The sequence below is a fragment of the Pseudonocardia sp. ICBG162 genome (assembly GCF_020496225.1).
Classification (GTDB): Bacteria; Actinomycetota; Actinomycetes; order Mycobacteriales; family Pseudonocardiaceae; genus Pseudonocardia; species Pseudonocardia alni.
This window is the reverse complement of the sequence record NZ_JAHLJD010000019.1, coordinates 258,404-271,176: the sequence shown is the minus strand read 5'-3', so window position 1 is coordinate 271,176 and position 12,773 is coordinate 258,404. Positions and strand designations below refer to the sequence as shown.

Genomic DNA, 12,773 nt, shown 5'->3' with positions numbered 1-12,773 from the left:
CGAGCGGGTGGTTCGGGGGTGGGGGCGGGTGCGGTCAGCGCACGTCGCCGACCTCCTGCGGAGCGTCCTCGACGGGGATGTAGCGGTCGATCAGCAGCTTGAACAGGCCGCCGCCGACGAGGGCGCCGACCAGCGGCGCGACGATCGGCAGCCACCAGTACGGCGTGCCGTCACCGGTGACCCACGCGGTCTCGTACCCGGTGATCCACGATGCCAGGCGCGGGCCGAAGTCGCGGGCCGGGTTGATGGCGTAGCCGGCGTTCGCGCCCCAGGCCATGCCGATGCCCACGACCAGGATGCCGATCATGAACGGGGCCATGTTGGACAGCGGGCCCTTGTTGCGCGGGTGGACCAGCGCGAAGATCACGAACACCAGGATCGCGGTGCCGACGACCTGGTCGAAGAACGCCGTCGTGATCGTCGTCGGGTCGCCCGGCGAGGTCGAGAAGATGCCCTGGGTCTCGGTCAGGTTCGGGTCGACCGACCGGATGAAGTCGGCGTAGACGAACCGGACGATCAGCGCGGCGACGAACGCGCCGAGGGTCTGGGCCAGCACGAACGGTGCGACCTTCCGCCACGGGAAGCCCTCGTAGACGGCGAACGCGAGCGTGACGGCCGGGTTCAGGTGGGCGCCGGAGATCCGGCCCGCCACGTAGACGCCCAGCATCACGCCGAAGCCCCACGCCCAGGCGATCGAGTCGTAGGCGCCCTTCGAACCGTCCGGTGTGGTGACGACCTGCGCGACGACGCCGACGCCGAAGAGGATCAGGATCATCGTCCCGGCGAACTCGGCGCTCAGCTCGCCGATCAGCGACGGCGCCTTGGCGGCGGCCGCCGGGGTCGCCCGTGTGGTCCGTGCCGCGGGTGCGGGATCGGCCGCGGTGTTCTCGGAGCTCGTCATCGAACCCCCTCCTGGTGAGTCCCCCTCACGGGACCGGGCGGCCCCGCCGTGTGACGTAGGACGCTAGGAGCGCGCGCGGTCGCGGGCAACGAGGATCGTTCGACGATGCCGAACGTTGCGGGTCGATCGGTCCATGATCCGCTCCGCGGAGCGTCCGGACGGCCTACGATCGCTGCGTGGCACGGGCGATCCAGTCGGTGGAGCGGGCGGCGGCGCTGCTGCGGCTGCTCGGCGGCGCGGGGCGCCCGCTGGCGCTGGCCGAGCTGGCGGCGGCCCTGGACCTGCCGCGCCCGACGGCGCACGGTCTGCTGCGCACCCTCCGCGAGGAGGGGCTGGTGGCGCAGGAGTCGTCGTCGGGCCGCTACCTGCTGGGCGAGGGGCTGGGGCGGCTGGGCACCCCGTGGGACCGGCACGACCTGCGCGCCCGGGCGATGAACTGGGCCGACGCGCTGGCGGCGGGCACCGGCTGCGCGGTGTACCTGGGCGTGCCGTCCGCCGACGGGGCCGGGGTCGACGTGGTGCACCACGTGTTCCGGCCCGACGACACGCCGCAGCGGCTGCGGACCAACACCACCCAGCCGTTGCACGCGACGGCGTGGGGGCGGTGCCTGCTGGCGTTCGCGCCGGCGTCGGTGCGGGCGGTCGAGCCGCTGGAGACCTACACCCGGGCGACCGTGACCGACCCGGCGGCGCTGACCCGCGAGATCACCGCGATGCGGCGGCGCGGCTGGGCGGCCGACGCCGGCGGCTGGGAGCCGGGCGTCGGCGGGCTCGCGGTGCCGGTCCGCAGCGGGGGCGGGCTGACCGTCGCGGCGTTGGGGATCGGCGCCCCCGTCGAGGAGCTGTTCGCCGCGGACGGCCGCGCCCGCCCGGAGGCCGTCGTCGAGCTCGTCGCCGCGGCCGCCGAGATCGCCGACGGGCTGGAGGGACTGACGTGAGCGGCCTGTCGTCGGGGGAGCGGGTGGTCGCCGCGATCGACCAGGGGACGACGTCGACGCGCTGCCTGCTGTTCACCCGTTCGGGCCGGATGGTCGCGGTCGCCCAGCGCGAGCACCGGCAGCACTTCCCGAGCCCGGGCCGCGCCGAGCACGACGCGTCGGAGATCTGGCGGGCGGTGACCCGGGTGGTGCCCGCGGCGCTGCGGCGGGCCGGGCTGGGGCCGGAGAACGTCGTCGCGCTCGGCATCGCCAACCAGCGCGAGACGACGGTCATCTGGAACCGGCGCACCGGGGTCCCCCTCGCGAGGGCGATCACCTGGCAGGACACCCGGACCACCGATATCGTCGCCGGTCTCGCCGCAGACACCGACGCCGCCCGCTGGGCCCGGGTCAGCGGGCTCGGCCCGGCGACGTACTTCGCGGGCCCGCGGCTGCAGTGGCTGCTCGACCACGTGCCGGGCGCGCGCGACGGCGCCGAACGCGGCGAGGTCCTGTTCGGGACGATGGAGTCCTGGCTGATCTGGAACCTCACCGGCGGCCCCGACGGCGGCGTGCACGTCACCGACGTCACCAACGCCAGCCGCACGATGCTGATGGACCTGCGCACGCTGGAGTGGTCCGACGCGCTGTGCTCGGCGCTGCGGGTGCCGCGGGGGATGCTGCCGACCATCGTGCCGAACGCCCGCGTCTACGGCCGGTGCTCCGGTCTGCTCGACGGGGTGCCGGTCGCCGGCGCCCTCGGCGACCAGCAGGCGGCGCTGGTGGGCCAGACCTGCTTCGCACCCGGCGAGGCGAAGTGCACCTACGGGACCGGCGCGTTCCTGCTGAAGAACACCGGCTCCCGCATCGCGGGCTCCGAGGCCGGCCTGATCCCGACCGTCGGCTACCTGTTCGGCGACCACCCGGTCTACGCGCTCGAGGGCTCCATCGCGATGACCGGCTCGCTGGTGCAGTGGTTCCGCGACGCGCTGGGCATGATCTCCACGGCGGCCCGGATCGAGACGCTCGCACTGACCGTCCCGGACAACGGCGGCTGCTACGTCGTCCCCGCCTTCTCCGGTCTCTACGCCCCGCACTGGTACCCCGACGCCCGCGGCGTGATCGTCGGCCTGACCTCCTACATCCACCGCGGCCACCTCGCCCGCGCGGTGCTGGAGGCGACCGCGTGGCAGACCCGCGAGGTGCTCGACGCGATGAACGCCGACTCCGGGCTGCCCGTCACCCGCCTGAAGGTCGACGGTGGCATGACCGCGAACCACCTGCTCATGCAGTGCGTCGCCGACGTCCTGGACCTCACGGTGGAACGCCCCCTCGGGTCGGAGGCGGTGTCGCTCGGCGCGGCCTACGCGGCCGGCCTGGCCGTCGGCTACTGGCCGGACCCGGAGGTGCTGCGCCGCAACTGGCACCGGGCGGCCGCCTGGGAGCCGACGATGGACCCCGGCCTGCGCCGCCGCGAGCACGACAACTGGCGCCGCGCGGTGCAGCGGAGCACGGGGTGGGCGCGCCCGGACTGAGGCTCACGCCCGCGGTGCGTCCAGGCGGGACCGCCGGATCCGCTCGTCCGCCCAGCGGTCACGCTGCACCCGGCGCAGACCGTGGTCGGCCGCCCGCCCCACGGCGACGAGCACCCCGTCCGCCGCCTCGGCCGACAGACCGTCGAGGAGGTGTCGGGTGTCGTGGTCGTGGAGGGCGCGGTGCAGCATCGTCCGTGCCTCCGGCGAGGCGGCGACGACCTGGCGTCGAGCGTCGTGCGGGTCCGGATCGCGGTGGACGAGATCACGCTCCTCGAGTCGCGCGAGGATCGCGGTGACGGCCGGTGCCCCGAGGCCGACGATCCCGGCGATCTCCGCCCCGCTGAGGGTCCGGTCCCGTACCAGCAGCTCGGCGACCACGAGGAGCTCGTTCAGGGTGAGGTCGAGGCGTGCTGCGACCACGCGGAGCCGGTAGAGCGCGGTCAGCTCCCAGCGGGGGAGGAGTGTCCCGAGCGCGACGACGCGGTCGACCTGGTCGGGGTCGAGGCCCCATGTCGGTGGAAACACTTCATGCGATGAACCATCTCGGGGAGTCCACTCCGGCTCGGTGGTGCCGTCCGGACAGCCGGAGTCGGAGTCGGGGCTCGAGCGGGGGTGGTGGCCGGAGAACCGTTCACGCCGTGAAGGGTTTCCGAAGAGGGAGTCCTCCATCGGAGGCGGGGGATCGACGGTCACCGGGTCCACCTACCAGCTCGGCGGGCCGGACGGCCTGGAACGCGGCGCGATGCTTCACAGTCGCGATCGGCTGTCTGCGGTCGACCGGACGACGGAAAGTCGCGATGTGGTGGCTTGCTCACGATGTGGGTGATCTGTCACGGTGTCGACCGGCCCGGTCACCGCCGTCCGGGCCGGTCGACACCGAGGAGCGAGGCCGATGGGGCCCGAGATCATCGCGATCGCCGTGCTGGTGGTCATGTTCGTGATCGCCACGACGATGCCGGTCAACCTCGGCGCACTGGGGTTCCTCGCCGCGGCCGCGGTCGGGATCGGCGTGCTGGGGCTGAGCCTCGACGGCGTCCTCGCGGGCTTCCCCGGAGACCTGTTCCTGCTGCTCGTCGGGCTGACCTACCTGTTCGCGCTGGCGACGGCCAACGGCACCGTCGACCTGCTGGTCCACTGGGCGATGCGGGCCGTCCGCGGACGATTGGTGCTCGCGCCGTTCGTGTTCTTCGCGATCTCCTGCGGGCTCTCGGCGCTCGGGGCGTTGTTCGCGGTCGCGATCGTCGCGCCGCTGGCGATGCCCTTCGCCCGGCGCTACGGCATCAACCTGCTGCTCATGGGCATGATGGTCGTGCACGGCGCGCTCGGCGGGGCGTTCTCGCCGATCACCGTCTACGGCGCGTTCGTGAACTCGACGATGGCGACCGTGGGCCTGCCCAGCGACCCGATCGCGCTGTTCCTGACCCCGCTCGTGGTCAACGTCGTGATCGCCGTCGGGATCTTCCTGGTGCTCGGCGGCCGGTCGCTCGTCGGGCGCACGGTGGACCCGGTCGAGGCACCGGACGACGACGCCGCCCCCGCCGGGGACGCCGGGACCGGGAGCGGCGCCGCGACCGGCACCGTGACCGAGGCCCCGGTCGTCGGCCGGGTCGGGCTGGAGCAGGGCATCACGCTGGCCGGCATCGCGCTCATGGCGGTCGGCTCCGCCGCGTTCGGCTGGGACGTCGGCGTCGTCGCGCTCGCGGTCGCGATCGTGCTGCGGCTGGTCGCCCCGCGCCGCCCGGACGTCGTCGGGAAGATCTCCTGGTCCACCGTCCTGCTGATCTGCGGCGTCGTCACCTACGTCGGCGTGCTCCTGGAGGCCGGCGCGGTCGACCTGGTCTCCTCGGGGATCAGCGGGATCGGCGCACCGCTGCTCGCGGCGCTGCTGCTCTGCTACGTCGGCGGCGTGCTCTCGGCGTTCGCGTCCTCGGTGGCGATCCTCGGTGTCGCGATCCCGCTGGCCCTGCCGTTCCTGCAGCAGGGCGAGGTGTCCGCGGTCGGGATGGTGGCGGCGCTCGCGGTGGCCGCGACCGTCGTCGACGTCAGCCCGTTCTCCACGAACGGGGCGCTGGTGCTCGCCAACGCGCCCGCCGACGTCGACCGGGACCGCTTCTACCGGCAGATGCTCGCCTACGCCGGCGTCGTCGTGCTGGTCGGTCCGCTGCTGGCCTGGGCACTGCTCGTGCTGCCCGGCATCCTCTGACCCGCCCGACTAGCGTCGCGGCCATGAACGACGCCGCCGTGGCCGCCGGGCGCCTCGCCCGCGGGCTGGAACCGCTGCACTCCCAGGTCTACTTCGCCCCCGAGGGCGAACCGGCCTACACCGCCGCCGGGCTGGAGCCGGGCCGGATGAGCTACTTCGCCCCGCGGGCCGCACCGATGGGCGCGGTCGGCGCCTCGGTGGTCACCGCGACGTTCTACAACTTCTCCCCGCGCCTGGTCGCGAGGTCGGTCCCGCGGGCCTGGGAGCTGGTGTCCGCACCGGATCTGCTCGACGTGCGGTTCGCCGTCGCCGACGCCTCGCTGCGCCGCACCCTGGGCGACGACGCCGTCGCCTCGCCCGAGATGGCCGAGGCCGCCGGGCTGGCCCGGACCGCGGCCGGGGCCGTCACCCCCGACGGGCGCCCGCTCGCCGCCGGCCACCTCGACGTGCCCTGGCCGACCGCGCCGCACCTGGTCCTCTGGCACGCGCTGTCGATCCTGCGCGAGCACCGCGGCGACGGGCACATCGCGCTGCTGGTCGAGGCCGGGCTGTCCGGGCTGGAGGCGCTGGTCACCGCGACCGCGACGGGCACCGGGTTCACCGTGGCCTTCGCCCGCGGCAGCCGCGGCTGGTCGGCCGCCGAGTGGAACGCCGCCGTCGCCGGACTCGCGGACCGCGGCCTGCTGCAGCCGGCCGACACGGCCGGGGACGACGCCGTCGAACCGGTCCTGACCGAGGAGGGCACGGCGCTGCGCAAGCGGATCGAGAACGACACCCACCGCCTCGGCGCCGCCCCGTGGTCCGCGCTCGGCGCCGACGGGGCCACACGGCTCGGCGAGCTCGGCGGGGCGTTCGCCCGGACGGCCCTGGCGAACGGGGCGTTCCCCGCCGAGGGGGTCTTCGCGGCGCGTCCGAAGGGCTGATCGCGGTCCGCGCCCGTCCTCAGGACGGGCGCGATGTCCTGACTGCCCGATATGGTGCGCTCCGCAACCGACCGCCGTGGTCGGTGCGGTGACCTGCAGGAGGACCCCCGGTGCTCGAGATCAGCGGTCTCGAATGGGCCGTCACGATCGGCGTGATCATCGCGCTGCTCGCGTTCGACCTCGTCCTGGGCTGGCTGCGGCCGCACCGGGTGGGATTCAAGGAGGCCACCGCCTGGTCGGTGTTCTACATCCTGGTCGCGATCGCGTTCGGACTGGTGTTCGCGACGATCCACGGCTGGGACTTCGGAACCCAGTACTTCACGGGCTACATCGTCGAGAAGAGCCTGTCGGTCGACAACCTGTTCGTCTTCGTCGTGATCATGACGACGTTCGCGGTGCCGGAGGAGCACCAGCACAAGGTGCTCACCTTCGGCATCGTGCTCGCCCTGATCATGCGCGCGATCTTCATCGCGGTCGGGGCGACGCTGCTGAACCTGTTCTCGTTCATGTTCCTGGTCTTCGGTCTGCTGCTCCTGTGGACCGCCGTGCAGCTCTACCGGCACAAGGACGAGGACCCCGACATCGAGGACAACATGGTCGTGAGGGGCGCGCGCAGGCTCTTCCCGGTCACCGAGGAGTACGACGGCGGGAAGCTGTTCACCCGGGACAACGGCCGCCGGGTCGCGACCCCGATGTTCATCGTGCTGGTCTCGATCGGCGGCATCGACCTGCTGTTCGCCCTCGACTCGATCCCCGCGGTGTTCGGCGTGACCCAGGAGGCGTTCATCGTCTTCACCGCCAACGCCTTCGCGCTGCTCGGCCTGCGGGCGCTGTTCTTCCTGGTCAAGGGCCTGCTGGACCGGCTGGTCTACCTGTCGGCCGGGCTCGCGGTCATCCTCGCGTTCATCGGCGTGAAGCTGATCCTGCACTGGCTCCACGTCGACATCTCGCCGGCCGTGCCCGAGATCCCGACCATGGTCAGCCTGGTCGTGATCCTGGGGATCCTCGCGGTCGTCACCGTCGCCAGCCTCGTCAAGACCAAGGGCGACCCGTCGATGACCGCCCACGCCGGGTCGCTGCGCGCCCGCAAGGAGCGCTCCGAGCAGCGCGACTGAGCCGGTCCGGCCGGCCCGGCGCTCAGCCGGGCAGGCCGGCCAGGCCGGGCCCGCCGAGCGGGGTGACCTCGATGTAGTCCGGCGGGGCGGTGAGCAGCGCCAGGACGTCGCCCAGACCGCTCTCGCCGATGTCACGGCTCAGCGCCGCCTCCGACGACGCGGCGTCGGACCACATCTCGGTGACCCAGACGACGTCGGGCTCGTCGGGGGTGGCGTTCACGACGTAGGCGAGGCAGCCGGGCTGGGCGGCCATGTCGTCGGCGACGCGGAGCAGCGCGCCCGCCAGCTCGGTCCCCTGTCCCTCCAGGGCCACCATCCGCACGTACCGGCCGACCCGCTCGCTCGTGTCCACGGCGGCGACCGTAGACGGCCCCTCCCGGCGCCCCGGGGTCGGGGCGGGCTCAGCCCGCGGGCTCGTCGGCGTCGCCGGGGCCGTCGAAGCGGCGGTGCACCGGGGCGGCCGGGTCCCAGGTGGACCATCCGGGGTCCCCGGTGGCCGCGAACCGCAGCCACGTCGCGCGCATCCGCTCCGACAGCTCCGCCGACGGGTGGTGCCCGGCGAGCCCGGACGGGCCGTACGCGGAGTCCAGCGTCCCGAACACGTAGGGCAGCTCGGTCGCGTGTGCCGCGCCGAGCCGGCCGTCGCAGGCGTCGGAGCGGTGCGCGAACAGGTAGCCGAACCGGCGTCCGGTGTGCGCGTCGAGCAGCCGCCGGGTCGGTCCGGCGAACACCAGCTCGGTCATGGCGCGGGCATAGCGCTCGCCGGGGGTGCCGCCGCCGGGCAGCGTCACCCGCGGTGCGACGGCGGCGAGCGCGCCCCGTGCCTGGTCCTCGGTGAGCGCGTCGAGCACCCCGGTCGGGACGAGGTAGAGGTTCATCTCCTCGGCGTTGCTCCCGGCGAGCAGGTCGACGCCGGCCGACGCCCCGGCGCGCAGCGCGGCGAGCGGGTCGGCGGGCAGCACGTCGTCGCCGAGGACCGGGAGGAACCCGGCCAGGCCGAAGCCGGGGTCGCCGCCGCCGGGCTCGCGCAGGTCGCCGCGGCGGCCGGGCAGGTCCACCCGGGCCTGTGCGGCCATGACGTCGTCGACCGGGACGGACCGGAAGGCCTCCGCCGTGGGCGCGACGCCGAGCTCGGCGGCCAGCACCGCGGCCAGCGGGGCCGCCCGCTCCGGCGCGGACCGGCACATCTCGGCGCCCCCGGACTGCACCACCGCGCGGCGGAACAGCCCGGCCGAGCGCGGCGAGGCCAGCAGCAGGCCGATGCTCATCGCCCCCGCCGACTCGCCGACCACGGTGACCAGGTCCGGGTCCCCGCCGAAGGCGGCCGCGTTGTCGCGCACCCACTCCAGCGCCGCCAGCTGGTCGCGGAGCCCGACGTTCGTCGCGCCGCCCCCGAGCGGCAGGAACCCCTCCGCACCGAGCCGGTAGTTCGCCGCGACCAGCACGGCGCCGCCCGCCGCGAGCACGGCCCCGTCGTAGGCGGGGGCCGAGGACTCACCCGCGACGAACGCGCCGCCGTGCAGGAACACCAGCACCGGCAGCCCGCCCGCGCCGGGGTCGGGGGTCCACACGTCGACGGTCAGGAAGTCCTCGCCGGGCCGCCGCCCGGTGCCGATCACCGGGCTCATGTCCAGGCCGCCCGCGATCATGCGCGGCGGCTGCGGGGCGTTCGGGCCGGGCGGGCCCGAGGCGTCGCGGACCCCCTCCCACACCGGGGCGGGGGCCGGGGCTGCGTAGCGCAGCGGGCCCACCGGCGGTGCCGCGTAGGGCACGGACCGGAACCGGACGACGTCGCCGGTGCGGACGCCGCGCACCGGTCCGGAGGTGGTGCCGACGATCTCCTCGGATGCCATGGTTCCGGTCTACTCCGATCCGCCCGCCGCCATCCAGGACAGGATCCGACCGGAATCGGCGGCACACTGGTCGTCGTGATGGGGACATCGGCGCGGCTGCTGCGCCTGCTCGGGCTGCTGCAGGTGCCGCGCGACTGGACGGGGCCCGCCCTGGCCGAGCGCCTCGACGTCGACGTGCGCACCGTCCGCCGCGACGTCGACAAGCTCCGCACCCTCGGCTACCCGGTCCACTCCACACCCGGGGTGACCGGCGGCTACCGGCTCGGCGCCGGGGCCGCGCTGCCACCCCTGCTGCTCGACGACGACGAGGCCGTCGCCGTCGCGGTCGGGCTCCGGACCGCCGCGGGCGGGTCGGTCTCGGGCATCGAGGAGACCTCGGTCCGTGCCCTGGCCAAGCTGGAGCAGGTCCTGCCGAACCGGCTGCGCCGCCGCGTCGCCGCGCTGGGCACCGCGACGTCCACACTCGCCGCGCGCGGCCCGACCGTCGACGCGGACGTGCTGTCCGCGCTGGCCGCCGCCTGCCGCGACCACGAGGTCCTGCGGTTCGACTACGTCGCGGGGGACGGGACCGAGACCCGCCGGGTCGCCGAGCCCGAGGGGCTCGTGCACACCGGGCGCCGCTGGTACCTCGTCGCCTGGGACACCGGCCGCGACGACCGCCGCACCTTCCGGGTGGACCGGATGCGGCCCAAGCTGCCCGCGGGGCCGCGCTTCGCCCCGCGCCCGGAACCGGAGGGCGGGCTCGCCGCGTTCGCCCAGCGCGGGATCTCCTCGGGTGCCTACCCGCACCGGGCGCGGATCGTGTTCCACGCCCCGGCGGAGCGGATCGCCGAGCACGTCACCCCGGCGTCGGGGATCGTGACCGACCTCGGCGGGGACCGCTGCGAGCTCACGGCCGGGGCCTGGACCCTGGAGTCGCTGGCGGTGTGGCTGTGCTTCTTCGGCGTCGACTTCGAGGTGGTCGAGCCGGTCGAGCTGGTGGAGCACCTCGACGCGGTCGCCGCCCGCCTCGGGCGGGCCGCGGACCACGCGCGCGCGAACGGCGGCGGCTGACCGGGCCGCTCAGAGCAGGGCGCGGACCGCGCCCACGGGCGTGCCGTGGCCGAGCACGTCGGTGCGGGTCGCGGCGGTGAGCGCGTCGGACCCGGCGCCGAGGGACTCCAACACGGCGCGTGCGACGACCGGCAGCGGTCGCGGCGACCCGTCCAGCACGGTGACGGCGAACGCCCGCCCGTCGGGCAGTGCGGCCGCGAGCACACCCTCGGCGCCGTCCTTGGTGACCAGGCCCGGCACCGCGCCCGCCAGCCGGGTCACCGGCCGGTCCGTGCCGCCGACCCACCACGGGTGCGCGCGGACCGCGGCCGCGACCCGCCCCTCGGCGGTGTCCGGGGCGGCCGTCGCCAGCGTCGCGAAGGCCCGGGCCAGCCCGGCCGGGGTGGTGCCGAAGAGCGGGGCGCCGCAGCCGTCGACGGTGGTGACGCCGACCGGCACCCCGGTCAGCTCGGCGACGGTCTCCCGGACCAGCCGCTGCAGCGGGTGCGCGGGGTCGCGGTAGCCGGCCGTCGGCCACCCCGCGGCCACGCAGGCGGCGAGCATCGCGGCGTGCTTGCCCGAGCAGTTCTGCAGCACCGGCGACGGTCCCGTCCCCGCCGCGCGGACGGCCGCCGCGGCCGCCGGCCCCAGCGGCAGGTCCGGGGTGTTGTCCAGGTCGGACTCGTCGAGCCCGGCACCGGTGAGGATGCGCCGCACGCCGTCGACGTGGCCGGGCTCGCCGGAGTGCGAGGCACAGGCCAGCGCGAGCAGCTCGCCGTCGAGGTCCAGCCTGGCCCGCAGCATCGCCACCGCCTGCACCGGCTTGAGCGCCGAGCGCGGCAGGAACGCCACGTCCGGGTCGCCGGAGCCGGTCACGGTGCCGCCGGGGTGGTGCACCGCGACGGTGCCCAGGTGCACCGACTCCACGGTGCCCTCCCGCTCGACGACGGCCAGCGGCACGGCGGCGGCCAGGACGGGCGGGACGGGTGGGACGGGGCCGGGCGTGCTCATGCGGCCGACGCTACGTCCGCCGCGGCGGGCGCTCAGGCGGGGACCGGGGCCAGACCCAGCTCCCGTGCCAGCTCCGGCGTCGGGTGCACCGGGACGGGACCGTAGGCGTTGCCCCGGGCCGAGCGCCGCCGCACGGCGGGCAGGCGCATCAGCAGCCGGACGAACGCGGGCGGGGCGATGGTGCGGCCGCGCTCGCGGGCCCGTGCGACGCCCCGCTCGATGCGGACCTGCCGGCTCTGCACGGACACGATCGCGGGCTCCCGCTCGGCCTGGACCGCGGCGAGCGTCGCGGTGCCGACCGTGCCCGCCCGCAGCGCGGGAACCAGGTGGTTCGCCGCGGCGAGCGCGTCCTGCAGGGCCATCAGGATCCCGTTGCCGCCGACGGGGGAGATGACGTGCGCGGCGTCGCCGATCAGCAGCAGGCCGGGCCGGTGCCAGGTCGGCACCCGGGAGATGTCGACCGACAGCAGTGTGGCGTCGTTCAGGTCGGTGAGCAGCCCGACCCGGTCGGCCAGCCACGGCACGAGCCCGGCGACCTCGCGGCGCACGTGCTCCACCCCGGCCTCGCGCAGCGCCGGGTAGCCGCCCTTGGGCAGCGACAGGCCGACCTGCCAGCGCTCCTCGCCGCCGAGCAGCCCGACGTAGCTGCGGGTGCCGAGGAACAGGTCGACGGCGGCGTCGGGCGGGTCGTCGTCGTGGCGGGGCAGCGCGAACCACAGCAGGTCGGTGGTGGCTCCTTGGGATTCCGCGGTCAGCCCGGCGAGGGTGCGCAGGCGGGAGAACCGGCCGTCGGCGGCGACGACCAGCCCGGCGTCGATCCGCTCCCCGGACCGCAGGGTCACCCCGCGGACGGGGTCGTCGTCGGTGCCCGCGCCGAGCAGGCCGTTCACCGCGGCGCCGGTGCGCAGCTCGAAGGTCGGCAGGGTCGCCGCCTCGGCGGCGAGGAAGTCGAGGAACCGGGCCTGCGGCATGAGCGCGACGTAGTCGTAGGGGGTGTCGAGCAGGCCGTAGTCGGTGGTGGTGACCGTCCCGCGACCGGTGCGGAAGCGGAACCGCCGGGCCGGGACGTGCGGCTGCTCCAGCAGGCGTCCGGCGAGCCCGAGCCGGTCGAACAGCTCGAGCGTCCACGGGTGCAGGGAGTCGCCGCGGAAGTCGCGGTCGAAGTCCCGGTGGCGTTCGAGCAGTGTCACCGGCAGGCCCGCCCGGGCCAGCAGGTAGGCGAGCAGCATGCCGCCGGGGCCACCGCCCGCGACGATCGTCCGTTCCGCGGTCACCCGGCCATG

Annotated in this window: 12 protein-coding genes; 6 read left to right on the top strand and 6 right to left on the bottom strand. The window is 75.1% G+C overall.

Going from position 1 to position 12,773, the window contains the following annotated elements; translation table 11 throughout:
* Nucleotides 1-34: 34 nt before the first annotated feature.
* On the bottom strand, nucleotides 35-775 hold the full coding sequence (locus KPL60_RS19775) for an MIP/aquaporin family protein (RefSeq protein WP_374228726.1): 741 nt from the start codon (nucleotides 773-775) through the stop codon (nucleotides 35-37).
* 302 nt (nucleotides 776-1,077) lie between these two features.
* Here KPL60_RS19775 and KPL60_RS19770 point away from each other — a divergent pair, with 302 nt between their 5' ends.
* On the top strand, nucleotides 1,078-1,839 hold the full coding sequence (locus KPL60_RS19770; RefSeq protein ID WP_226355607.1) for an IclR family transcriptional regulator: 762 nt from the start codon (nucleotides 1,078-1,080) through the stop codon (nucleotides 1,837-1,839).
* Nucleotides 1,836-3,353 carry a glycerol kinase GlpK gene (gene glpK / locus KPL60_RS19765; protein WP_226366778.1) on the top strand — a complete coding sequence of 506 codons (1,518 nt, stop codon included), beginning with the start codon at nucleotides 1,836-1,838 and terminating at the stop codon, nucleotides 3,351-3,353. Before KPL60_RS19770 ends, glpK begins: the two co-directional genes overlap by 4 nt.
* 3 nt (nucleotides 3,354-3,356) lie before the next feature.
* Here the strand turns inward: glpK and KPL60_RS19760 are convergent, their stop codons facing one another.
* On the bottom strand, nucleotides 3,357-3,878 hold the full coding sequence (locus KPL60_RS19760; RefSeq protein WP_226366777.1) for a MarR family winged helix-turn-helix transcriptional regulator: 522 nt from the start codon (nucleotides 3,876-3,878) through the stop codon (nucleotides 3,357-3,359).
* Nucleotides 3,879-4,245: 367 nt separating this feature from the next.
* On the opposite strand from KPL60_RS19760, the gene KPL60_RS19755 reads away from it, so the two are divergent.
* The 3 genes from KPL60_RS19755 (at nucleotide 4,246) to KPL60_RS19745 (ending at nucleotide 7,594) form a co-directional block, all read left to right on the top strand.
* Nucleotides 4,246-5,556: an SLC13 family permease gene (locus KPL60_RS19755; protein ID WP_226366776.1), complete on the top strand. Its 1,311-nt coding sequence runs from the start codon at nucleotides 4,246-4,248 to the stop codon at nucleotides 5,554-5,556.
* A 23-nt stretch (nucleotides 5,557-5,579) separates the two neighbouring features.
* Nucleotides 5,580-6,479, top strand: coding sequence for a hypothetical protein (locus KPL60_RS19750; protein ID WP_226366775.1), 900 nt, complete (start codon nucleotides 5,580-5,582; stop codon nucleotides 6,477-6,479).
* A gap of 110 nt (nucleotides 6,480-6,589) precedes the next feature.
* Entirely contained in the window at nucleotides 6,590-7,594 is a 1,005-nt protein-coding gene (locus KPL60_RS19745; protein ID WP_226355614.1) for a TerC family protein, read from the top strand.
* Nucleotides 7,595-7,616: 22 nt separating this feature from the next.
* Here KPL60_RS19745 and KPL60_RS19740 read toward each other — a convergent pair whose 3' ends face one another.
* Nucleotides 7,617-7,946, bottom strand: coding sequence for a putative quinol monooxygenase (locus KPL60_RS19740; protein WP_020623433.1), 330 nt, complete (start codon nucleotides 7,944-7,946; stop codon nucleotides 7,617-7,619).
* A gap of 49 nt (nucleotides 7,947-7,995) precedes the next feature.
* Nucleotides 7,996-9,447: a carboxylesterase/lipase family protein gene (locus tag KPL60_RS19735; RefSeq protein ID WP_226366774.1), complete on the bottom strand. Its 1,452-nt coding sequence runs from the start codon at nucleotides 9,445-9,447 to the stop codon at nucleotides 7,996-7,998.
* 75 nt (nucleotides 9,448-9,522) lie between these two features.
* Between KPL60_RS19735 and KPL60_RS19730 the strand changes: the two genes are divergently transcribed.
* Nucleotides 9,523-10,500, top strand: coding sequence for a YafY family protein (locus KPL60_RS19730; RefSeq protein ID WP_226364789.1), 978 nt, complete (start codon nucleotides 9,523-9,525; stop codon nucleotides 10,498-10,500).
* 9 nt (nucleotides 10,501-10,509) lie between these two features.
* Here the strand turns inward: KPL60_RS19730 and KPL60_RS19725 are convergent, their stop codons facing one another.
* Together KPL60_RS19725 and KPL60_RS19720 are read right to left on the bottom strand one after the other, a co-directional pair.
* Entirely contained in the window at nucleotides 10,510-11,490 is a 981-nt protein-coding gene (locus KPL60_RS19725; RefSeq protein WP_226364788.1) for an asparaginase, read from the bottom strand.
* 32 nt (nucleotides 11,491-11,522) lie between these two features.
* Nucleotides 11,523-12,764 carry an FAD-dependent oxidoreductase gene (locus KPL60_RS19720; RefSeq protein ID WP_226364787.1) on the bottom strand — a complete coding sequence of 414 codons (1,242 nt, stop codon included), beginning with the start codon at nucleotides 12,762-12,764 and terminating at the stop codon, nucleotides 11,523-11,525.
* Between the last annotated feature and the right edge of the window lie 9 nt (nucleotides 12,765-12,773).

Bases quoted from the DNA above. Each gene is read 5' to 3' on its own strand.
- KPL60_RS19775 (WP_374228726.1), bottom strand. From the start codon at position 775: ATGATCCTGATCCTCTTCGGCGTCGGCGTCGTCGCGCAGGTCGTCACC.
- KPL60_RS19725 (WP_226364788.1), bottom strand. From the start codon at position 11,490: ATGAGCACGCCCGGCCCCGTCCCACCCGTCCCGCCCGTCCTGGCCGCC.
- KPL60_RS19755 (WP_226366776.1), top strand. From the start codon at position 4,246: ATGGGGCCCGAGATCATCGCGATCGCCGTGCTGGTGGTCATGTTCGTG.
- KPL60_RS19750 (WP_226366775.1), top strand. From the start codon at position 5,580: ATGAACGACGCCGCCGTGGCCGCCGGGCGCCTCGCCCGCGGGCTGGAA.
- KPL60_RS19735 (WP_226366774.1), bottom strand. From the start codon at position 9,447: ATGGCATCCGAGGAGATCGTCGGCACCACCTCCGGACCGGTGCGCGGC.